This window comes from Rhizobium sp. 01T444 (assembly GCF_056398305.1).
Genome location: NZ_JBFTPD010000049.1, coordinates 1 through 22,382, shown reverse-complemented (window position 1 = coordinate 22,382; position 22,382 = coordinate 1). Strand labels below are relative to the sequence as shown.

The window sequence follows — 22,382 nt, the reverse complement described above, 5'->3', positions numbered from 1 at the left end:
CCGTTCATCAGGCCTTGTCGAGAACACTCCAGTCAAAACCCTTCGCCCAGTCGGCATAGCTGTGCCAGGCGACATCGGGGAAATCGCGGCTCAGTGCCGCGATATCGGCGGAATAGCCCGTGCGGTCGAACCATTCGAACATCAGCGCCGCATCCTCGCTCTGCTGGCGCATGGCTGCAATCGGCAGTTCCTGGAAACGGATCGGCCGGCCGAGCGCCTCGGTGAGAATCTTCGCCTGCTCCTCGCCCGAGAGTTCGTCGCCGGCAATATCGAAACGTTTTCCGAAGACCTGCTCGCGCCGCTCGGCAAGGGCGGCGACGAAATGGCCGATATCGTCGATGGCGATCTGCTGCAGCTTGCGGGCCGGCGGCAGGGCCGCAGCATAGACGCCCTGTTTCAGGCCGCCGATCGCCCAGGGAGCCACGGTATTTTCCATGAAGGCGACGGGCGCGCTGATCGTATAGGGAATGCCGAGCCCGCCGATATGCTGTTCGACCAGATACTTGCTGTCGAAATGCGGAATACCCGTCTTCCTGTCGGCATCGCCGACCGAGCCGTAGATGAGATGGCCGATACCGGCCTCCTTGGCCGCATCGGCAGCCGCGATGCCCTGACGGGTTTCTGCCTCGACGCCCGCCTCATAACTGTTGCCCATCAGATACATCGTATCGACGCCCTTGGCCGCCTTGATGACCGAGGCCTTGTCATTGAGATCGCCGGCGACAACCTCGACGCCCAATGCGGCAAGCTGCCGGGCCTTGTCGCTGTCGGGCCGGCGCGTCAGACCTTTGACGTGGTGGCCGCGTGCGGCGAGCGCGCGGGCGACGGCGCCGCCCTGCTGGCCGGTTGCGCCCGATACGAGAATGCTTCTGCTGTTGCTCATGTCTCTGCTCCTTCTTTTGCCGATGGCAGTTGCTGATGGAGCAGATTTAGGATTGCTGCATTGGTTCATAATGGCCTAAAAATGCCAAACATCGTCCCATTGAGAGCAACAATGATCGATCTCAACGATATCGTGATCTTCTCCCGCGTCATCGAAACCGGCAGCTTCACCGCAGCCGCGCGGCTGCTCGGCATGCCCAAGACGACGGTCAGCCGCCGGGTTGCGGCCCTCGAGCGCGACCTCGGCGTGCGCCTCCTGCAGCGCACGACCCGCAGCCTAGGCCTGACGGAGGCCGGGCGGCTCTATTACGGCGAGGCAAGCGAGGCACTGAGGAAGATTGAAGGCGCCAATAGCAGGCTCGCCGAAGCGCAGGCCGAGCCCTCGGGCACGATCCGTATTTCGGCTCCCGTCGGCTTCAGCGGCCATTTCCTGCAGGAGGCGACTTTCGAATTCATGGCGACCTATCCGAAAGCCAAGGTCGAGCTGCGGCTGACCGACGAGCGGCTGAACCTCGTCGACAATGGCATAGACCTCGCCTTCCGCACCGGATCGCTGGAGGATTCCACCCTGATTGCCCGAAAGCTCGGCCCTACCTATCGCCTGCTCTGCGCCAGCCCCGCCTATCTCGCCCGCGCAGGCCGGCCCTCCACACCTGATGATCTCGCAAGCCATGACTGCGTCATCGCCGGGCCATCGGCCGCCCATGCGCAATGGGTGCTGGAAGGCTTGGCTGGACCGGAAACGGTCTCCGTATCAGGACGCTTCGCTGCCAATGAAATKCAGGCAGTGATGGAGGCGGCCATTGCCGGCTACGGCATCGCGCAGCTGCCTTACGGCGTCGCCTTCGCCTGTATCGCAGACGGGCGGCTGCAGCGCGTGCTCGACGACTACACGACCGCATCGGGCGGCCTCTATGTCGTCTATCCCAGCAGCAAGCACCTCTCGCCGCTGGTGCGCGCCTTCATCGCGCTCGCGGAAAAGCGGCTGCATGCGGCCGATGCGCGAAACGTCCTGCCAGATAGCGCATAGGGGCAGCGCGCTTCAGCCTGAATGGTTGCCAAAGCCGCCCGATAGGCAGAAGCTCGTTTTCTGTGATTGGGGGAATGCGGCACATGACGATATCAGCCATATCAGGGCATCCGGCAAAATCCGGCAGCGCAAGCATCTGCCGCGGCTGCTGGGATCAGATGCATATGCCGATCCCGATCCGCGGCCCGCTTTCGCTGCCTTTCCGCGCGTTTGGCATTACGCGCAGCAAGATGAACCCCGATATCTGCACGATCTGCGAGCGCTCCTTCCAATATGTGAAGAAGCAGCGCCACATCACTGCAGGCGCCACCATCCTCTTTGCCGATATCAGAGGTTACACCGGCCTTTCGCAGCGCATCGGCGCCATCGACCTCAGCCGCATCGTCAGCCTGTTTCATGATCGCGCCGCACAGGCGATCTGGGAAAATGACGGCATCGTCAACAAGCAGATGGGCGACGGGCTGATGGCGATCTTCAACTTCCCGATCACCCGCAAGGACCATGCAGCAGCCGCCATCAGGGCCTCGCTGGAGATCCAGCGCTCCTGCACGGAAGCGCTCGCCGAGCTCGACACCGGCTACACCCTCGGCATCGGCGTCGGCATCCACACGGGCGATGTGCAGATCGGCGAATTCTCCAGCTTCCGCAGCGATTTCACGGCGATCGGCGGCGTGGTCAACCAGGCTGCAAGGCTGGAATCACAGGCTGCACCGGGCGAAATCCTCGTGKCGCTGGAGACGACGCTGCAAGCGCCCGAACTGATGGGCGGCACGGAAGCACGGTCACTGTCGCTGAAGGGCATAGAGCAGCCTGTGGAGGCGCGGGTATTGCGGGTGGATTGAGCCGAAACCCAATATTTCCCGGGCTTTTCAGCGCTGTGGCTCCAGCCCCTTTCGCCGCCCTGTCATTCCATAAAAACAAAAGCGCTTGCATTTAAATCCGAACGTTCGTATTTTTATCCGCGAAAACCGGGAACCCTATTCGTGACGCGAACGCGCAAGATCACCACTGACGATATTCTGGACGCTGCCGAGCGCGTCGTCGTGCGCGCCGGTGCAACGGGGCTTTCGATCGATGCGGTCGCAAAGGAAGCCGGCGTCAGCAAGTCGCGTGTTGTCTATGACCACAAGACCAAGAGCGCCCTTCTGGAAGCGCTGGTCGATCGCCGCGTCGGCGCCGATATCGCCCATATGGAAGAATGCGTGAAGGCGAGTTCGGATACCCCTCACCCGGAGCTTTACGGCCGTATCGCGGCTGCCGACAAGACGCTTGATGATACCGACCGCGCCGTGGCGATGGCGATCAGCGCCTCCATGTCGAGCGAGGAAAATCTGCAGCAGATCATCCGCAAATGGGTGGTGACCGATCTGGCGGCGATGGCCGCCGGGCCGAAGCCGCGGGCAGCCCTGATGGCCTATCTGGCGCTGACCGGCTTTTACTGTACCGAACTCTTCGATTTCCACCGCTGGAGCGGTGCGGAACGGCAGGAGCTGCTCGAGGATATCCGCAAGGTCTACACGACCTTCCTCGAGCCGCCTGAAACGAAGACTTGAAAAACTCGAAACCACAATAACTTAAGCAATTCCAGGAAAAGTGTGAAACGGTTTTCCGTCCGGAATTGCGTGAAAATGAAGAAACCAAAGTAATAACCTAGCAAGCCGCCGGGGCGGCCAAAAAGGGATACGTTCGATGTTGCGCAATACCAGACTGCCGCGCCTGAAAGCGTTGATGGCAGCCACGACCCTTCTCGTACTGACAGCAGGGCACACATTCGCTCAAGAGGGCGGAATGCAGATGCCGCCGGCGGCCGTCGGCGTGGTCGAGATGAAGAGCCATGCCGTGCCTGTCGTCAACGAACTGCCGGGCCGCATTGCCGCCACCCGTGTTTCGGAAGTGCGCGCCCGCGTTTCCGGCATCCTGCAGGAGCGCGTCTTCGAACAGGGCACCTTCGTCAAGCAGGGCGACGTGCTCTACCGCATCGATCCGCGCCTTTTCCGCGTGCGGGTTGCCTCTGCTGAAGCCACATTGCAGCGCGCCAAGGCGACACAGCAGAATGCCCGCCTGCAGCTGGAGCGCCAGCAGAACCTGAAGGAGCGCAATATCGCGACCGGCATCGATTACGATACGGCAGCCGTCGCTGTCGCCCAGGCGGATGCCGATGTGGCGAGTGCCGAGGCCGGCCTCGATGAGGCCAAGATCAATCTCGATTACACCGAGGTCCGCGCGCCGATTTCAGGCATCATCGGCGGTGCGCTGGTGACCGAGGGCGCGCTCGTGACCGCCGACGGCACCTCCAATCTGGCGCTGATCCAGCAGGTCGACCCTGTCTATGCCGACTTCACCCAGTCGGCCCAGGATCTCCTGAACCTCAAGCGGGCCGTGGCCGAGGGCAAGCTCGCCAGCACCGCACCCGGCGAAGCCCGCGTCGAACTCGTCTTCGACGATGGCAGCCTCTATGCCGAGCCCGGCCGGCTGCTGTTCGCCAGCGCCAATGTCGACCCCAATACCGGACAGGTGACGCTGCGCGCCGAATTCCCCAACAAGAACGGCGATCTCCTGCCCGGCATGTATGTGCGCGTCCGCATCGAACAGGCCGTGCGCGAGAATGCACTGACGGTGCCGCAGCGGGCGGTCACGCGAAACGAAGCCGGCCAGGCGCAGGTCTATGTGCTCGCCGAAGGCAACAAGGCGGAGCTTCGCCCTGTCACGCTCGGCCAGGTTCTCGGCTCCGAGTGGGTCGTGGAATCCGGCCTGAAGGCAGGCGAAACCGTCATCGCCGATGGCGTCCAGAAAGTGCAGCCCGGCGCCACGGTCGCGCCCGAACCCTGGAAGCCGGACGCGGCAGCGGATGCTTCGGCGCCCGCCCCGGCAAAGGCGGAGTAACCCCATGGCACAATTCTTCATTCGCAGGCCGATCCTGGCCTGGGTCTTCGCGCTGTTCATTTCGATTGCCGGCATCATCGCGATCCCCTTCCTGCCGGTCTCGCAATATCCGAAGGTCGCCCCGCCGCAGCTTTCGATCTCCACTTCCTATCCGGGCGCTTCCCCGCAGGAAATCTATCAGGGCGTGACGCGCCAGATCGAGGATGAGCTGAACGGCGTCGAAGGCCTGATGTATTTTGAATCGACCTCGGACAATTCCGGCTCGGTCAGCATCAACGCCACCTTCCGCGCCGGCACCGATATCGACCAGGCCTCCGTCGACGTGCAGAACGCTATCCGCCGCGTCGAAGCCCGCCTGCCCGCCACCGTTCGCTCGCAGGGCATTAACGTCGAAGAGGCAAGCTCCGGCTTCCTGATGTTCATCGCGCTCACCTCGACCGATGGCACGCGTGATGAAGTGGCGCTCGGCGATTACATCACCCGCAACATCATCGGCGAGCTGCGCCGCATCGATGGTGTCGGCCGCGCCCAGCTCTTTGCCGCCCAGCGCGCGCTGCGCGTCTGGATCGACCCGGACAAGATGGTCGGCCTGAACCTCACCACCGACGACATCAACGCCGCCATCACCGCCCAGAATGCCCAGGTGGCCGCCGGCCAGATCGGCGCCGCGCCGAACCCGGTCACCCAGGACCTGACGGCAACAGTGCTCATGCAGGGGCAATTACAGACGCCGCAGCAATTCGGCGAGATCATCCTGCGCGCCAATCCCGATGGCTCCACCGTGCGGCTGAAGGATGTCGCCCGCGTCGAGCAGGGTGCTGAATCCTATAACTTTACCAGCCGCCTGAACGGCCAGCCGAGCGCGGCAATCGCCATCCAGCTGTCGTCGACCGGTAATGCCGTTGCCGTCTCCAACGCCGTCAACGAGAAGATGAAGGAGCTTTCGCGCTTCTTCCCCTCAGGCATCGAATATTCCGTTCCCTACGATACCAGCCCCTTCGTCTCGGCCTCGATCGAAAAGGTCATCCACACGCTGGTCGAGGCCGTCGCCCTCGTCTTCGTGGTCATGTTCATCTTCCTGCAGAATTTCCGCTACACGGTCATCCCGACACTCGTCGTGCCGGTGGCGCTGCTCGGAACCTGCGCGGTCATGTATGCGACCGGCTTTTCCATCAACGTGCTCACCATGTTCGCGATGGTCTTGGCGATTGGCATTCTCGTCGATGACGCGATCGTCGTCGTCGAAAATGTCGAGCGCATCATGGCCGAGGAAGGGCTCTCGCCCAAGGCGGCAGCGCAGAAGGCGATGAGCCAGATCACCGGCGCCATCCTCGGCATCACGCTGGTCCTCTCCTGCGTCTTCATTCCCATGGCCTTCTTCCCGGGATCAACAGGTATCATCTACCGCCAGTTCTCGCTGACCATGGTCGTCTCGATCCTGTTTTCGGCCTTCCTGGCGTTGTCGCTTACACCGGCGCTCTGCGCTACCTTCCTGAAGCCCATCAAGCAGGGCCATCATCACAAGCGCGGCATCGGCGGCTGGTTCAACCGCAATTTCGAGCGCATCACGTCAGGCTATTCGAAAACCGTCACCGGCATGGCGCGCCGCGCCGGGCGCATGATGATCGTCTACCTCGCCCTCGTCATCGGCCTCGGCTACCTCTTCATCAACCTGCCGACCGCCTTCGTGCCGGATGAAGACCAGGGCTTCATGATCGTCGATATCCAGGGCCCGCCGGAAGCGAGCGCCAACCGCACGATCGAATCCATCAAGCAGGTGGAAAAGATCTTCCGCTCGGAATCCGCCGTCGAAAATATCGTGGCGATCCAGGGCTTCTCCTTCTCGGGCAACGGCGCCAATGCGGCGCTGGCCTTCGTCACCCTGAAGGACTGGGCGGACCGCGGCCCCGGCAATACCGTGCAGGAAATCGCCAACCGCGTGAATGGCCAGCTCTTCGCGCTCAAGGACGCCACCACCTTCGCGCTCTCGCCGCCGCCGATCGAAGGCTTCGGCGCCACCGGCGGCTTCTCCTTCCGCCTGCAGGACCGCGGCGGCAAGGGCCAGGTGGCCCTCTCCGAGGCCGCAGGCCAGCTGATGCAGATGGCGGGAAAGAGCCCGGTTCTGACGGGCATGCGCGTCGAAGGCATGCCTGACGCAGCCCAGGTGCTGATGGTGATCGACCGCGAAAAGGCCAACACCTTCGGCATCTCCTTCGCCGACATCAACAATGCGATCACCGCCAATCTCGGCTCGTCCTATATCAACGACTATCCGAATACCGGCCGCATGCAGCGCGTCATCGTCCAGGCGGATGATCGCGCCCGCCTGCAGATCGACGACGTGATGAAGATCAACGTGCGCAATGCGAGCGGCGGCATGGTGCCGCTCTCCTCCTTCGCCATTGCCCAATGGCAGAAGGGCGCACCGCAGATCGTCGGCTATAACGGCTATCCGACCGTGCGCATCTCCGGCGCGCCGGCCCCCGGCCAATCCTCGGGTGCGGCGATCGCCGAAATGGAACGTCTCGCTTCGCAGCTTCCCGAGGGCTTCGGCTTTGAATGGTCCGGCCAGTCGGCGGAGGAAATCACCTCCGGCAGCCAGGCGCCGATCCTCTTCAGCCTGTCGATCCTTTTCGTCTTCCTGCTTCTGGCAGGCCTATACGAAAGCTGGTCGATCCCGCTTGCGGTCATGCTGGTCGTGCCGCTCGGCGTCATCGGCTCGGTCGCGGCGGTGATGCTGCGCGATATGCCCAACGACATCTATTTCAAGGTGGGCCTCATCGCCATCATCGGCCTCTCGGCCAAGAACGCCATCCTGATCGTCGAATTCGCCAAGGATTATTACGCCGAAGGCAAGTCGCTGCTGGATTCGGCGATAGAAGCCGCCCGCGTCCGCTTCCGCCCGATCATCATGACCTCGCTCGCCTTCACCCTCGGCGTCGTGCCGCTGGCGATCGCGACAGGCCCGAGCGCCGCCAGCCAGAACGCCATCGGCACCGGCGTGCTGGGCGGCATGATCTCCGCCACCGTGCTCGCCATCTTCTTCGTCCCGGCCTTCTTCGTCTTCGTGCTGAAGCTGATGCGCACGAGGCGCCCGGTCACTGAGGAGCAAACGCCAGCCGCACCCGAGACACCACCAACCGCCCCGGCCACCCACTCCTGACCTAAGACCGGTGCGTCATGCCTCCCGGGCTCCCTTGAGGGCCCGGGAGGTTTTTTTGTTTTCGGGCTTGGGCGAAGCTGAAGAATTGTAGGGTCTGGCGTGGGGCACCCCCCTCTGGCCTGCCGGCCATCTCCCCCACAAGGGTGGAGATCGACAAGCGGCGCGACCTTCCCACCTCGCTGACATTGCGCAGTTTGCAACGTTTACTATTTGGGGAAGCCGGCGCTCCCAGCCAATCTCCCCACCTGTGGGGGAGATGGCCGGCAGGCCAGAGGGGGTGTCGAGCACTCCAAGGCCGGACGAACCAGCCCAAGCAATAGACACCGTATCCAGCCGCCCTATATCCGCCCGGCAAAAGCACATCCGCCGGGAAAGCCCATGCCATCCACCTTCATCGCCAAGGGCGCAGAGGCCTATGAAGCCAGCATGGGCCGCTGGAGCCGCAAGCTCGCAGACCCTTTCCTCACCTTCGCCGGCGTGCCCTCGCATGGTCGCGTGCTCGACGCCGGCTGCGGCACCGGCAGCCTGACGCTTGAACTCGCAACCCATCCCGAACTGACCACCATCGAAGCCATCGATTTCGAGCAAAATTTCGTCGACGCCCTCAGCGCCCGGACGGATGATTCAAGGATATCGGCCCACCAGGGCGACGTCTGCGCCCTGCCCTATGACGACAAGAGCTTCGACGCCGTCTATTCCCTGCTCGTCCTGCATTTCGTCTCGGACGCCGACAAGGCCATCACCGAAATGCGCCGCGTCCTCAAGCCGGGCGCCACCGCTGCCGCCGCCGTCTGGTCCCATGACGGCATGCCGAGCTGGCGCCTCTTCTGGAACACGATCCGCGCCGTCGAACCCGAAGCCGAAGGCAACGGCATTCCATCAGGCCCGCGGCCGATGACGGCAGAGGGTGAATTGCGGGCGCTGTTTGAAAGGGCAGGCTTTGCCGATGTCACCGAGACAAGGCTGACGATCACGATGAACTACGCCGATTTCGACGATTTCTACCTGCCGAAAGTCTATGGACAGGGACGGTTTTCGGCCTTCTTCGAGGCATTGCCGGAGGCAAGACGCGAGCGGCTGCGGGAGGCGCTGAAGGCAGCCTATCTCGATGACAGGTCAGAGGATGGGCCGCGCGGGTTCGAGAGCGTGGCCTGGGCGGTGCGAGGCAGCGCGTAAGAAGAGCTTAGCGCCACCTGCCCGTATTGGTGGCTGAACCCGGCTCCGTCAGTATGTCATGTTCCGCAGTTCAGGAAAATCATAGTAACGTAGCCGCTTGTCGCGGCAGCGGTAGTCATTCTTGGAGACACCCATGATCATGTTCTGTTTTAACGTAAGGTCGAAATAAGACCAGTTCGGGTAGGCACGTTCCGCCGTCCGCGTGCAATAAGCGTAGATCTGCTTTTCAGGATCGAGCAGTACCACGCTCGAAATCTCGGCCTTCTCGAAAATCCCCGGTTTGATGGTTCCGCGCAGGGCGTCCACATACTCGCGTTTAACCGAGTTGGGCGGAGGACGCTGCGAATCCAAAACAGATTGTGGTGCCGGAGTCTGGCAGCCGGCCAGTGTTATCGCGGCGGCACAGAGAAGTAGAGTCGTCCTCATTCAGTTCAATCTCCCAGAAGGTAGAGTAAAGGCGTACAATATTTCCTACAAATATTACGAGAATAATATCCGCGATACACGGACATCCACAGCCGATGCCGCGAACCCGCGACACCGGCATCGTGCACAGATCCAGGATGCGCCCAAACCTCACCAAGCCTGCTGCGTCGGCATCACAAACACCTCGGCAATATCCATATGCCGAGGCGACTGCAGCGCAAACAGCACCGTCTCGGCAATATCCTCGGCCTTCAGAAACTCCATTTGCGTCTTCAGATCATCCATCTGCTGGCGCGCCGCCGGGTCCGAGATCTGGTCGTAGAGCTCGGTCTCGACAGCACCCGGCTGCACGCAGGTCACCCGGATATTGTGCTTCTTCGAAAGCTCGATGCGCATGCCGTCAGACAGCGCCGTGATCGCATGTTTCGTCGCGCAATAGACCGACAGGCCCGCAAAGACCTTGCGGCCGGCAATCGACGAGGTGTTGACGATATGGCCGGATTTCCGGCCGATCATGTGYGGCAGCACGGCAGCTGTGGTGTTGAGCACGCCCTTGATATTGACGTCCACCATCCGGTGCCACTCATCCGTCTTCAGCGCATCGATATCCGAAAGCGGCATGAGGCCGGCATTGTTGAAGAGGATATCGACCGTGCCGAATGCCTCGACGAGCTTTGAAACACCCGCAGTGACGGAGGCGTTGTCGACGACATCCATCTCCAGTGCGATGGCCTGACCGCCGGCTTTCTCGATCTCGGCGACCAGTTGCGTCAGCCGGTCGGCGCGGCGTGCGGCAAGCCCGACCTTGGCGCCATTGGCGGCAAGCTTCAGCGCCGTGGCAGCGCCGATGCCGCTGGATGCACCCGTGATGAGAGCGACTTTTCCCTGGATTGACATTGTTTCATTCCCTTTCGTTGCCGTCGTTGCGACAGTCGGTTGCGATGGGAACAAACTAGAAAATCGGGCGCCCGCTTTCGCGCGGCCGCTTGCTGCAACTATCGGGGATTTGCTGCGAACAAGAGCAATTTCAGCAAAAGTGCGCAGCGGTTTTGCGCCCGGAAATGCGCAGGACAAAAGCGCTACCCGCGGTAATCGCGCGGGCTCACACCGACCGCCCGCCGGAACACCTGCGCGAAATGGCTGGGGCTGGAATAGCCGAGATCGAGCGCGATCTGAATAATGCTCTCATCCGTCTCGCGCAGCAGCCGGCGCGCCTCGGCCATCTTCAGCTGAATGAAATAATCCGATGGCGACGAGCCGGTCGATTGCTTGAAGACGCGGGAAAAATGAAAGGCGCTGAGCTCGGCCTCGGCAGCGAGGCTTTCGAGATTGAAGGCCTGATCGAGCCCCGCCTCCATCATCCGCACCACCCGCTGCAGCTTGAAGGCCGGCAGCGCTCCGCGCCGGGCAGGTAATGCGCTATCCCGCCTGCCATACTGCCGAACGAGATGGACGGCGAGCGCCTGCGCAATGCCCTGCACAACCATTTCGCTCGGTCCGGCCGATCCCGTCAACTCTTTCAAGATCATCCCCATCAGCCCCGAAATCGCCTCGTCCCGCGCCCCCGAAATATCCGCCAGCCGAAACCCCTCGCCGCCCTCGGCCCCGAAGACCTCTGCAATCGCCCGCTGATAGATGGGCAGCCCGAGATAGAGATGCATGACACAAAGCGGCTCCCCGCCGCTCGTCTCCCACCTCAGCTCATAGGGTGTCTCGCTCTGCGTCAGATAGAAATCGCCAGCGGAGACCTCCACCGACATCCATTCGCCGCCGATATCCCGCTCCTCGATGCGAGCGGAACCGGAGACGATCCAGACCAGCAGAGGCTCGGCGACGGCGGGTACGAGGAGATTGGTTTCAAGCGGCTGGTGGGAGAGAAGGTGGACGGAGATGGTGCTCCATGCCGGGCCGTGGCTTCGGGCGAGAAGGCGGGCGTGGATGAGCTGGCTCAGTGCTTCGGGGGTGGATTTTGGGGGCATGGCGGTTTTTAGAGCCATTATCGCTGAATTGATGTTGAAGCACACAGGCGACCGCGTCTGTCAATCCGCGCAACGAGTGACTGACAACAGCAGGACCGTAGACGCCTGGCACTACATCGATGTACTGAAATTTATGGTAGCATATTACACCGCAGCTCAATGAATCTGACATTCGAGATTGACTTCTAAGGCAAACTTCGAAGTGAAATATACCTCAGACATTCATAACAAGTGGGTCCTGAATTGAGTCGCGGTGACAACGACTTCAAAGCGCAAACTAAACTGCAGCTCGCCCAGAGGGTAGGATGGCTTTGTTCAAACCCCGATTGCCCAAAGCTGACAGTCGGCCCCCAAAAAGGATCTGGCGGCTTCGTCAAGCTTGGAGAAGCAGCCCATATAACGGCCGCCTCACCTGGTGGTGCCAGATATGACGCTTTACTCACGGCGGAAGAGCGCCGTGACTTCTCAAACGGAATTTGGCTATGCCGCGACCACGCGCACCAGATTGATCACGATGAGAAGCATTTTACGGTTGAGATGCTCCGCCGCTGGAAGAGGGACGCGGAAGCTCGAGCCTTTGAACAATTAGCCACCGGTGGCATCGCGAAAACGATTAGTCTCGGACCGGAGCTGATTGACGAACTCCGCGGACTTGCAGCGTCTCTCAACCTACCGACGGAAGAAGACCTCCCAAATATTCAGCGACGCTTGAGGGAATCGGCATCTAGACACCTCGATGCATTTGAGGGGCTTCCTGAGTGGCCAGTACATGCAGTCAAACTACGCATGGAAGTACAGTTTTCCTCGAGAAACCACAGCGTTCTTGATGTCGATCGACTAGGTCCAGCGCTGCAGGCTGCAGGAGAAATCTCCATCGTTGCGGCGCCAGGGACTGGTAAAAGCACCACGCTCGTCCAGCTCGGTCGCCGATTTGTTGACCAGGGTCCCATCCCAATCCTGATACCTCTGGCTGAGTGGGCGTCGGATGCCGGTGATTTGCTCACTTGGACAGTAAACCGAAATGCCTTTTTAGGTGCACGGCCAGAGCATTTGAAGTTCCTCGCTGATCACGGAGAACTTGCCCTTTTGCTCGATGGGTGGAACGAGCTGGAAAGTGACGGGCGTAAGAGGCTACTTAATCAGCTAAAGGGGCTCAGACGCGATTACCCGCTTCTACTTATATGTATGAGCACGAGGCAACAGACGATCAAGGCTCCTGTCAACGGACCTCAGGTTCAAATTCGTCCATTGTCTCAGCAGCAGCAACTGGTTGTGGCAAGAGCGCTCAAAGGAGATACGGGTGAGCAAGTACTAGATCACGCGTGGCGTACTGCCGGTTTACGCGACCTTACAGCCATTCCGCTGTATTTAAGTGTTCTACTTGATGTTTCAGGCGCCAATGGGTTGCCTAAAACCAAAGAGGAGATCCTTCGTAGATTCGTTGAGAAACACGAAAACGTACCGGAGCGAGCTGAGATCCTTGATCAGGAATTGCACGGACAGCATTCGAAAATTCTCGAAGGATTGGCGGTCGCTGCTATGGTTGCAGCCAACACCACAATCTCCCAAGATAAAGCCTTTAGCGTCGTAAAAGAAATACAAGAGCGCCTTATAGAAGAGGGTCAGCTTGCCTCAGCGATACAACCAAAGATTGCTTTGGAGACTTTGGTCAACACGCACATTTTAGAGCGCACGGCGTCAGCGGGCTTTTCCTTTCAGCACCAGCAATTTCAAGAGTGGTACGCCTCACATCATGTTGAGCAACAGATGCTGGCAGTTCGTAGGGCGAAACCTGTTTTAACTGACGAGTTCCTTGTCACGGTACTTGATAATCGCTCTTGGGAGGAGGCAGTTCTCTTCGCCGCGGAACGGTTGGGCCGCCGTGATAGTCAAGGCGTCGACGCGATAGCGGCAATCATTGTGGTCTGCCTTCAACTCGATCCAATGCTTTCCGCCGAAATCCTTGTACGTTGTCCGCCAGCTGTTTGGGGCAAGGTTGGAGACGAAATCCAAAAGTTTGCGAGACAATGGCATCAGCGAGGCAAGGTGGATCGTGCCGTAGCTTTCATGATAGCGACCGCCCGACCGGAGTTCGCCGATGTCATTTGGCCGCTGATAACAAGTAGCGACTCTCAAATCCAATTGCCCGTCCTCCATTCTGACAGACGTTTTAGAGCAACTGTACTCGGCAGCCACCTAGAGAATGACATTGCATCTCTAGACGAGAACATCCGGGAAAGACTTTTGTCTGGACTTATCCATGAAGGTGATGCGGATACATTGAATTTGGCAGCAGAGCTTGCAAAGCGGGATGCCAGCGCCCACGTCAAAAGCGAGGTTTTTGGCGCGTTGATGTTTCGCCTCGCAGAAAAGCAAGCAAGAGAACTGCTATCCTCCTCCGACGATGAGGTTTGGAAGCGGGTCGCCGCCCAGGGTTATGCTGAATATATCTCAAATAGGGAGATAGCGGATCGCCTTCAGGCATTGCAGGAGTCACTTCTTGAAAAAGAGGGCAGCTTAGCACCCTTACTTGAGGCGTTGATCGAGCGAGAACCGATTCCGCATCAGCGAATAATCGAAATAATTGCGAATTCCAAATTTGATATCGATGCTAACAAATCCGGTTGGGCTCTTGGCCGCGCTCAAAAGAAAGCCCCCGCGGCTGTCGCGGAAGCGATGCTACTACGTCTGAAGGACTGCTTGTCGTTGCCTTGGCGACCTGAGGAGTATCTAACACGCGTTCCAACTCAAGACGAAGGGCCAATATCAGAAGCCGTACTGAGTGACCAATCCCCTCACGAGCAAAAATTGAATGCTGCGCGTGTTGTCGGGCCGCTCACCATTAAGACAATGATCGACAACTATTTGATTCACTGGCCTTATACAAAGACACTGAATGAGCCTCTCTCTGAGGAAAACTACAAGATACGGCGATTAGAAGAAAATCTAATTTTAGTGACCAGACCACCGGCGTTCTTCGGTGCGATTTGTACCTTCGATGAAATGGCCCATCTGGAAACTATAAGCGCACTCGCTCACCTAATATCCAGACACGGCGATGATCCCAACCAAAGTGAACTATCCTTGGATGCTAGTCAGCATGCGCAGGTGGCTACAGTTCTGAGTAAATGGGCTGAGAAGCTGCTTGCCTCGACAACCGCCACTCGTCATGACTTAGCCGAGGTCGTGGCGGCAATGAAGCGACTACCGGATCCTCGTTATGTTTCATTGATTGCCAGGATGCTGGACGAAGATTTGTCGCAACGACGGGCGGCTAGAGAAGCATGGCGAGCACACAGAACAAGGGGTAGCATTCCATACGATGTCTCAACCTCATATTCCTGGACCTACCGCGATGCCCTTGTCGCTATTGGTACAGACGAGGTCAAAGAACTGTTCGTACAGCATTTACGTGATCCAGACTTTTCCGAGGATGCAGCGATAGGGCTCAGGCTAGTCCGGGAAAAGGTAATAGTCAGGCGGGACGAGGATAAAAGTCCCTTTCGTTCTTGGCCAGACTTCAATCTCGCAAAATTAAACCTCGCGAGAAGAACAGCAAATAAATCAGAGTCTACCGATGTCGCAGAAGCTATATTTACGGTAGTGGCCGATATGGTCTCAGACCATACCGACACGCAAAGATTGATCAAGGCCTCTAGATTGGCCGCGATCGCGGCCACCATGCCTCACGGTGACAAGCATGCATTGTTGCAAACTTTGATCACAGCACAAATTCCCGCGCCGGCAAAATTATACCTGTCCACTAGCATGGTGACTGGGGGCATCACCATCGACCCCAACATATTGCTTAGCGGCTTACAGCAGCTATTTGCAGAAGCCAAAACCCAATCGTGGCTATTAGGCAATGACAACTCGGAAGTATTCAAATGGATCGAACTATTCCCTTTCTCTAACGATCCGGTAGCAATTCTGCCAGCATTGGACATGGCGAGAGACCAACTACGCTCAGTAGAACCTTGGCAACTACGAGGTCTCCTTGCAGCGATCGGAAAAATGCCCGGGTCGGGTGCCAATCAAATGCTGTCGTTACTATTGGAATGGCAACCCGGTCTGCTCAAGGAGTACGAATGGTATCGCTCGCTGCTTGCGACGTGGGACCCAGACTCTCTTGAATTGCTGGAAAATATCTCCTCGGGCAGATATGGAGCTACTTCGAGTGATATGAGTTTCGGGGGCTATCGATTGCCTAGCGAAGTGGCAAATCTGATAAAAGCAATAGCAGACGGCGAAGAAGATTTGATTGAAAGATTCGAGAGAGCAACGGTCGCCATGCAAAAGCAGTTTCTAGCGAATGTTATTTCCGAATTATTTAGCACAAATTCATTTCTGACTTTAGTGAAAGATCCCGTCGGAAGACACGTTCTCAATCAACGACCTGATATGACATTGCGAGAACACGCCTATAGACACAATGCTCTTACGCCTGACGGTAACAACTACGAACTGATCCCAGTGGACGCCAGCTCGCTTCGCAGAGGCTTGTTCGAGTTGTTTATATCAAACGACGCAGATATCGCTTCCTTCGCATTAATGTGCCTTGAAACGATAGAGGATCTTCGAGATCGCTACGGCGGCGTTGATTCCGAGCCGCGTCATCCTCACATTTCAAGCGGTCGTCCTTGGCCGGAGATCGCTGTCACCGGATAATCGGTCAGTATTCCTCACTCCCCCACCGCACCCCCAGCCTTCTTCCAAGCATCAATCCCACCCTCAATATGACACGCGCTCCCCACCCCGGCATCCTGCGCCGCCTGCACCGCCATCGCCGACCTTTCCCCAAACGCACAGTAAAACACCACCCTCTTCCCCGTCGCCACCGCCAGCTCATGCAGCATCCCGCCCGCTGACAGGTTCTCCTGCAGATCCGCATAGGGCGCATGCAGCGCGCCCGGTATCACCCCATGCCGCTCCCGCTCGCTCCTCTCGCGCAGGTCGACGATGACAACATCGCTGCGCCCGCGAAGCCCCAGCGCCTCCCGCGCACTCACCGCCCAGCCCTTGCGGGCGATTTCGTCCTGGTGGAGGCCGATGTGGATGTTGGCGGGGACGGCGACATCCATCATCTTGGGGTTGGGCAGGTGGAGGTTGTTCATCAGCTCGGCATATTCCTCGACGGACTTGACCTGCAGGCGCGGGTTGAAGCGTTTTTCCTCGCCGATGGTGGAGACCGTGTCGCCCTTGTAGTCATGGGCGGGGAAGAGCAGCGTTTCCTCCGGCAGGCGCAAGAGCTTGTTGAAGATCGAGTCATATTGGGCGCGGGGATCGCCGTTCTGGAAATCGGTGCGGCCCGTGCCGCGGATGAGCAGCGTGTCGCCGGTGAAGATGCGGTCGCCCATCAGGTAGGAATAGGAATCGTCCGTATGGCCGGGCGTATAGAGCACGTCGAGGCTGAGGCCCTCGATGCCGACGCGGTCGCCTTCGGAGACGCGCATGGCCACGACATCCGCCTTGGTCTGCTCGCCCATCACGGTGATGCAATGGGTCTGGTCGCGCAGCGCGCCGAGCCCGGTTATGTGGTCGGCATGCAGGTGGGTATCCACCGCCTTGACCAGCTTCAGGTCCAGCTCGCGCACGAGCTGCATGTAGCGATCAACCTTTTCCAGGACGGGATCGATGATCAGCGCCTCGCCGCCGCGCCTGGAGGCGATGAGATAGGTGTAGGTGCCGGAAACACTGTCGAAAAGCTGTCGGAAAATCATCTGTCCACTCCGTTGCTGGCTTGGTCGTCCCGGACCTGGGCTGCGAACTGCATCGGACCTATCAGCAGATCATAATATTGCGCCGGAAAAAGCGGAAGGAGCGACAGGGACGAACCGCATGGCCCGCCCCTCGCCTAATATTACTAGCTGCCGTAAGGCGATGTAGCCTTTCCCTTACGTAAGCCCCTGCATCTCAGGTCAGGTCGCTGCCTTTCAGGTCAGCCCTGCCTCTCAGGTCAGATCGGCTGCGGCACGATGCGGATATAGGCTTCGGCCTCCTTCCGGTCCCGTGAATAGAGCGGCTTTGCCGCATCGTGGGAAACGGATATTCGCCTCGGTGTCCGGGTCAGGTAAACGAATCGCAGACGGGCGTTGCGGTTTGAGCAGTCAAAAAGTCACACAAATCGCCGTTTTTACTGTGCAAAGATTGCGTAAATGCCCGGCGGAAAGTACCGCCGGGCATTTATTAAGCAATAGCTGAAATAATTTCCCCGAGATTTAAAAAGTGAAATTGCGGTTCCATTATTCCAGCCTACAATGCTCCACGCTGGATGCTGCAAACCCAGTGGAGAAGGGTTGCCCACAGCTCTAAATCGGGCCTCCCTTCTCCTTCCATACCGCAAGCGCCGATATGTTGCTATTACGTGCGTAACATCGTGAACAGGCATTGAAGAAATCCCCAGGACGGACCGGGGGCTGCACGATGACGTGATCTCCTTTTTATTGAAGAACACAATCTGCGCCCTAGAACGTTCCCGGGGGACGTTTGAGGGAATGTCGATGATCAGAGATAAAATGTCGGCGAGCCAGACGCCGATGCAGGAAGAAGATGTCGCTCTTTGCCAGCGCGTCTTTGAGCATATCTGCATGGCAAGGCATATCGCCAGCAATGACGAGCGCGAGGAACTGGCCATCCAGATCCTGCATTTCTATCAGCATGGGGTGAAGGACCAGGGGAGTCTGGAGCGCCTGTTGCTGTAAGTCAGGAGACGGCACATTGCGGAGGGTGTGCGCCGTGCGGCGCCACCTCTAGCTGCCGGCGGCGCCTTCGTCATGTCAGGGCCTGTCCACGATATCTGCAGCGGGCAGACTGCCTTTTGCGCCTATGCTACACTCCCGCTCGAGAGCATGCTCATCGAGGGGACCGGCATGGAACGCAAGCTCGCCGCTATTCTCGCCGCCGATGTCGCCGGTTATTCGGCGCTGATGGAGCAGGATGAGGCCGGCACGTTCCAGCGGCTGAGGGCGGATCACAAGGAGCTGCTGGAGCCGGAAATCCGCAAACACAACGGCCGCATCTTCAAGCTGATGGGCGATGGATTGCTGGCCGAATTCGGCAGCGTCGTCGATGCGGTGGAGTGCGCCGCCGCCCTGCAGCGCGGCATGATCAGGCGCAATGCCGGCGCTTCCGAAAACACCCCGCTGGAAATTCGGATTGGCATCAATCTCGGCGAAGTGATCGTCGAGGGCGGGGATCGTTATGGCGAGGGCGTGAATATCGCCGCCCGTCTGCAGGCCCTTGCGGAGCCCGGCGGCATCTGCGTGTCGGGCAAGGTTTCGAAGGAGGTTTCCGGCAAGCTCGCCTTTGCCTTCGAGCCGATGGGCGAGCAGCGGGTCAAGAATATCGCCGAACCAATCGCCTGCTACCGCGTGAATTTCGATCAGGGCATGTCTTCCCGCACCGAGCCGCGAGCGCTGAAGAAAATATCGATTGCCGTCCTGCCCTTCAGCAACATGAGCGGCGACCCGGAGCAGGAATATTTCTCCGACGGCATCACCGAAGACATCATCACCGACCTCGCGAAAATCTCCGACCTGCATGTCGTCGCCCGCAATACGAGCTTCACCTATAAGGGCCGGGCCGTGAAGATCGAGCAGGTGGCCCACGAACTCGGCGTCGCCTTCCTGCTCGAAGGCAGCGTGCGCAAGGCCGGCGCCCGCGTCCGCATCACCGGGCAGCTCGTCGACGGCAGGGATGGCAGCCATCTCTGGGCGGAGCGCTACGACCGCGAACTGACCGATATCTTCGCCATACAGGACGAGATCGCCCACGCTATTATCGAACAGCTGAAGGTCAGGCTGCTACCGGGCGAGAAAGCGGCAATCAACACCGCGCCGACGGAAGATGTCGAGGCTTACACCTATTACCTCCGGGGCCGGCAATTCCTGCACATGTGCTCAAGATCCTACATGCTTTTGGCGCGGCGCATGTTCGCGAAGGCAGCCGAGATCGATCCAGAATATGCGCGCGCCTATGCCGGCATCGCGCTCTGCGATTCCGTTCTCCGCTCCTGGCAATATGCCGATATCTCGATAGCAGGCATTCTCGCGACGAGCGCCAGGGCGCTGGAACTCGATCCCGATCTCGCCGACGCACACGCCTCGCGCGGCCTCGCCCTCCAATATGGCGGACAGCGCGAACAGGCCGCCGCCGAATTCGAGCTCGCCCTGAAGCTCGATCCCGATCTGCATGAGGCAAACTATTTCTTCGCGCGCTTCTTCTTCGAAAATGGCGATTTCGAAAGGGCCGCCCTCCTGTTCGAACGGGCCACCCAGCTGCGGTTCGACGACTATCGTTCCGCCGCCCTGCTGGCCTGCGTCTATCTCAAGCTTGGCCGCGACGCCGACATGAAGCGGGCCGGTCGGCTGGGCCTGGAACGGGCCGAACGCGAGCTCAGCCTGCATCCGGAGAATTCGAGCCCGGCCCAGCTGGGAGCACTGGTGCTGGCCTATCTCGGCGAGCGCGAGCGCGCCAGGGAATGGGCGGCGCGCACGCTCGCCATCAACCCCGATGATCTCAACGCCATGTACAACATCGCCTGCGCCTATCTGAACATGGGAGACCATGAAGCGGCGCTCGATATGCTGGAAAAGGTCATCCCGCGTGCCTCCGCGCATCGCTATTGGTGGAGCAGCGACCCGGACCTCGACCCGATCCGCGATCACCCGCGTTACAAGCAGCTGGTTGAGGCCGTGATGGCGAGCGGCTGATCAACGCAGTTGACCTCTGCATACGAGCGCTACCTAAAGCCCGGCTGATATGCGCAGGAGGCTATGGTGACGGCACCTATCGAGGATTACGCCCTTATCGGAGATTGCGAGACCGCGGCACTTGTGTCCAGAAACGGCTCGATCGACTGGTTGTGCTTTCCGCGCTTCGATTCTCCCGCCTGCTTCGCCGCCCTGCTCGGCACTAAGGATAATGGCTTCTGGTCGCTCTCGCCCGCGGGCGGAAAATACCGCGTCTCGCGCCGCTACCGCGAAGATACGCTCATTCTCGAAACAGAGTTTCAGACCGAGACCGGCACCGCCCTTCTCACTGACTTCATGCCGCTGCGCGATGGAGCGAGCGATCTGATGCGCATCGTCGAGGGCAAAAGCGGCACCGTCGCCTTCGATATGGAGCTCAATCTTCGCTTCGATTACGGGCGAACCGTTCCCTGGGTCACGCATGGCGAGGATGGCGGCATCACCGCCATTGCCGGCCCTGATAGACTGACGCTGAACTGCGCCGTGCCGCTCGAAGGCCGCGGCATGAGCACGGTCGGCTCCTTCCAGGTTGCGGCTGGCGAGCAGCAGATCTTCACGCTCACCTGGTCCCCCTCGCATCTGCCGCCGCCGGCCCAGCGGCAGGTGGAATATGCACTGCCGGACACGGAGGAATTCTGGTTATCCTTTGCTGCCAAATGCCCCAAGGTGGGCAAGTGGACGGATCAGGTGAAGCGCTCCCTCATCACGCTGAAGGCGCTGACCTACATGCCGACAGGCGGCATCGTCGCGGCCGCCACGACCTCCCTGCCCGAAAAGATCGGCGGCCCGCGCAACTGGGACTACCGCTATTGCTGGCTGCGCGACGCGACGCTGACCCTGCTCGCCCTGATGAAGCTCGGCTATTACGAAGAGGCCCAGGCCTGGCGCCGCTGGCTGCTGCGGGCTGTCGCTGGCGCGCCGGCACAGATGCAGATCATGTATGGCGTCGCCGGCGAGCGCAACCTGCTGGAATGGCAGGTGCCCTGGCTGCAGGGCTACGAAGGCTCCGCACCCGTGCGCATCGGCAATGCCGCCGCCGAACAGGTGCAGCTCGATGTCTATGGCGAGGTGGCGGATGCCATGCTGCAGGCCCGCAAGGGCGGCCTGCCGTCGCATCCGCGCGAGCGCGAACTGGCGAAGGCCATTCTGCCCTTTCTGAAAAAGGTCTGGGTCGAGCCCGATGAGGGCATATGGGAGGTGCGCGGCCAGCGCCAGCATTTCACCTATTCCAAGGTCATGGCCTGGGTGGCCTTCGACCGCGCCGTCCAGATTGCCGAGGCCGACGGCGAGCCCGAACGCGCCGCCCGCTGGCGCGCGCTCGCCGATCGCATCCATGCCGAGGTCTGCGAAAAGGCGTTCAATGCCGAGCTCGGCTGCTTTACCCAGGCATACGGCTCCAGGGCGATGGATGCCAGCCTGCTGCATCTCGGCATGGTCGGTTTCATTGCGCCTGACGATCCGCGCTATATCGCGACCGTCGAGGCGGTGGAGCGCAAACTGCTGCGCGATGGCCTGCTGCTGCGCTACGAGACACAGGAAGTGGATGACGGCCTGCCGCCAGGCGAAGGCGCCTTCCTCGCCTGCAGCTTCTGGCTCGTCGACGCCCTCAACATGATCGGCCGCCGGGACGATGCGCTGCGCCTGTTCGAACGGCTGCTTGATATCTGCAACGATGTCGGGCTGCTGGCGGAAGAATATGACCCGGGTGCGAAGCGCATGCTGGGGAATTTTCCGCAGGCGTTCAGCCATATCGGGTTGATCAATAGTGCGCTGAACCTGGCGCGCGCGGAGGGGCCGGCGGATCAGCGGTCGGCGTGATGGGTGTGCGGGCCTGGTTGGTGGAAGAGCTGCGGAAGGACGGCTAGCGTAATGGGTGAGTTGGGCGTCGGCGGTTCCTCCTCTCCCTCATTCCTGTGCTTGTCACAGGAATCCTGTGTGTTGGAACTGTGGTAGAAGGGTTGCGGGCGGAAGGCCGTCGGAATCCTGGTCGTGAGAGACCGTTTGCTGGCTCTTGGTCCTCCGCCCGCTTCAAAATCCCAACCTGAACAGTTGATTGAGGCCGTTGCCGCGGACCTCGTAGCACAGGATGAGGC

15 protein-coding genes are annotated in these 22,382 nt (G+C 59.9%); 10 read left to right on the top strand and 5 right to left on the bottom strand.

Going from position 1 to position 22,382, the window contains the following annotated elements:
• Positions 1–7: 7 nt before the first annotated feature.
• Positions 8–883, bottom strand: coding sequence for an NmrA/HSCARG family protein (locus AC1DTN_RS35095; protein WP_477924718.1), 876 nt, complete (start codon positions 881–883; stop codon positions 8–10).
• Between the two features lie 111 nt (positions 884–994).
• Between AC1DTN_RS35095 and AC1DTN_RS35090 the strand changes: the two genes are divergently transcribed.
• The 6 genes from AC1DTN_RS35090 to AC1DTN_RS35065 all read left to right on the top strand — a co-directional run bounded on the left by AC1DTN_RS35090 (position 995) and on the right by AC1DTN_RS35065 (position 9,134).
• Positions 995–1,912 (top strand): LysR family transcriptional regulator, encoded by a 918-nt coding sequence (locus AC1DTN_RS35090; RefSeq protein ID WP_477924716.1) that lies wholly within the window; start codon positions 995–997, stop codon positions 1,910–1,912.
• Positions 1,913–1,986: 74 nt separating this feature from the next.
• Complete coding sequence (locus AC1DTN_RS35085; RefSeq protein ID WP_477924714.1) at positions 1,987–2,754, top strand: adenylate/guanylate cyclase domain-containing protein; 768 nt, start codon at positions 1,987–1,989, stop codon at positions 2,752–2,754.
• Positions 2,755–2,895: 141 nt separating this feature from the next.
• Positions 2,896–3,465, top strand: a complete 570-nt coding sequence (locus tag AC1DTN_RS35080; protein ID WP_439015304.1) for a TetR/AcrR family transcriptional regulator — start codon at positions 2,896–2,898, stop codon at positions 3,463–3,465.
• Positions 3,466–3,601: 136 nt separating this feature from the next.
• Positions 3,602–4,795: an efflux RND transporter periplasmic adaptor subunit gene (locus AC1DTN_RS35075; RefSeq protein ID WP_442205672.1), complete on the top strand. Its 1,194-nt coding sequence runs from the start codon at positions 3,602–3,604 to the stop codon at positions 4,793–4,795.
• A gap of 4 nt (positions 4,796–4,799) precedes the next feature.
• On the top strand, positions 4,800–7,958 hold the full coding sequence (locus tag AC1DTN_RS35070) for a multidrug efflux RND transporter permease subunit (RefSeq protein ID WP_477924713.1): 3,159 nt from the start codon (positions 4,800–4,802) through the stop codon (positions 7,956–7,958).
• A gap of 378 nt (positions 7,959–8,336) precedes the next feature.
• On the top strand, positions 8,337–9,134 hold the full coding sequence (locus AC1DTN_RS35065) for a class I SAM-dependent methyltransferase (RefSeq protein WP_477924712.1): 798 nt from the start codon (positions 8,337–8,339) through the stop codon (positions 9,132–9,134).
• A gap of 48 nt (positions 9,135–9,182) precedes the next feature.
• Here AC1DTN_RS35065 and AC1DTN_RS35060 read toward each other — a convergent pair whose 3' ends face one another.
• The 3 genes from AC1DTN_RS35060 to AC1DTN_RS35050 all read right to left on the bottom strand — a co-directional run bounded on the left by AC1DTN_RS35060 (position 9,183) and on the right by AC1DTN_RS35050 (position 11,539).
• Positions 9,183–9,560, bottom strand: a complete 378-nt coding sequence (locus AC1DTN_RS35060) for a hypothetical protein (protein ID WP_439015309.1) — start codon at positions 9,558–9,560, stop codon at positions 9,183–9,185.
• Positions 9,561–9,710: 150 nt separating this feature from the next.
• A complete protein-coding gene (locus AC1DTN_RS35055; RefSeq protein WP_477924710.1) occupies positions 9,711–10,457 on the bottom strand; it encodes an SDR family oxidoreductase in 747 nt (248 codons plus the stop codon).
• 182 nt (positions 10,458–10,639) lie between these two features.
• On the bottom strand, positions 10,640–11,539 hold the full coding sequence (locus AC1DTN_RS35050; RefSeq protein ID WP_477924709.1) for a helix-turn-helix domain-containing protein: 900 nt from the start codon (positions 11,537–11,539) through the stop codon (positions 10,640–10,642).
• A gap of 243 nt (positions 11,540–11,782) precedes the next feature.
• Here AC1DTN_RS35050 and AC1DTN_RS35045 point away from each other — a divergent pair, with 243 nt between their 5' ends.
• Positions 11,783–16,207 (top strand): NACHT domain-containing protein, encoded by a 4,425-nt coding sequence (locus AC1DTN_RS35045; RefSeq protein ID WP_477924707.1) that lies wholly within the window; start codon positions 11,783–11,785, stop codon positions 16,205–16,207.
• Between the two features lie 14 nt (positions 16,208–16,221).
• Here the strand turns inward: AC1DTN_RS35045 and AC1DTN_RS35040 are convergent, their stop codons facing one another.
• Positions 16,222–17,259: an MBL fold metallo-hydrolase gene (locus tag AC1DTN_RS35040; protein WP_477924705.1), complete on the bottom strand. Its 1,038-nt coding sequence runs from the start codon at positions 17,257–17,259 to the stop codon at positions 16,222–16,224.
• 780 nt (positions 17,260–18,039) lie between these two features.
• On the opposite strand from AC1DTN_RS35040, the gene AC1DTN_RS35035 reads away from it, so the two are divergent.
• The 3 genes from AC1DTN_RS35035 to AC1DTN_RS35025 all read left to right on the top strand — a co-directional run bounded on the left by AC1DTN_RS35035 (position 18,040) and on the right by AC1DTN_RS35025 (position 22,107).
• Entirely contained in the window at positions 18,040–18,240 is a 201-nt protein-coding gene (locus AC1DTN_RS35035) for a hypothetical protein (protein WP_113323600.1), read from the top strand.
• Positions 18,241–18,408: 168 nt separating this feature from the next.
• Positions 18,409–20,250: a TPR end-of-group domain-containing protein gene (locus AC1DTN_RS35030; RefSeq protein ID WP_477924703.1), complete on the top strand. Its 1,842-nt coding sequence runs from the start codon at positions 18,409–18,411 to the stop codon at positions 20,248–20,250.
• A 66-nt stretch (positions 20,251–20,316) separates the two neighbouring features.
• Positions 20,317–22,107, top strand: coding sequence for a glycoside hydrolase family 15 protein (locus AC1DTN_RS35025; protein ID WP_477924702.1), 1,791 nt, complete (start codon positions 20,317–20,319; stop codon positions 22,105–22,107).
• Positions 22,108–22,382 lie beyond the last annotated feature (275 nt).

Excerpts from the sequence above, each read along its gene's own strand:
- AC1DTN_RS35050 (WP_477924709.1), bottom strand. The coding sequence starts at position 11,539 with ATGCCCCCAAAATCCACCCCCGAAGCACTGAGCCAGCTCATCCACGCC.
- AC1DTN_RS35030 (WP_477924703.1), top strand. The coding sequence starts at position 18,409 with ATGGAACGCAAGCTCGCCGCTATTCTCGCCGCCGATGTCGCCGGTTAT.
- AC1DTN_RS35040 (WP_477924705.1), bottom strand. The coding sequence starts at position 17,259 with ATGATTTTCCGACAGCTTTTCGACAGTGTTTCCGGCACCTACACCTAT.
- AC1DTN_RS35035 (WP_113323600.1), top strand. The coding sequence starts at position 18,040 with ATGATCAGAGATAAAATGTCGGCGAGCCAGACGCCGATGCAGGAAGAA.
- AC1DTN_RS35075 (WP_442205672.1), top strand. The coding sequence starts at position 3,602 with ATGTTGCGCAATACCAGACTGCCGCGCCTGAAAGCGTTGATGGCAGCC.
- AC1DTN_RS35070 (WP_477924713.1), top strand. The coding sequence starts at position 4,800 with ATGGCACAATTCTTCATTCGCAGGCCGATCCTGGCCTGGGTCTTCGCG.
- AC1DTN_RS35060 (WP_439015309.1), bottom strand. The coding sequence starts at position 9,560 with ATGAGGACGACTCTACTTCTCTGTGCCGCCGCGATAACACTGGCCGGC.
- AC1DTN_RS35095 (WP_477924718.1), bottom strand. The coding sequence starts at position 883 with ATGAGCAACAGCAGAAGCATTCTCGTATCGGGCGCAACCGGCCAGCAG.
- AC1DTN_RS35065 (WP_477924712.1), top strand. The coding sequence starts at position 8,337 with ATGCCATCCACCTTCATCGCCAAGGGCGCAGAGGCCTATGAAGCCAGC.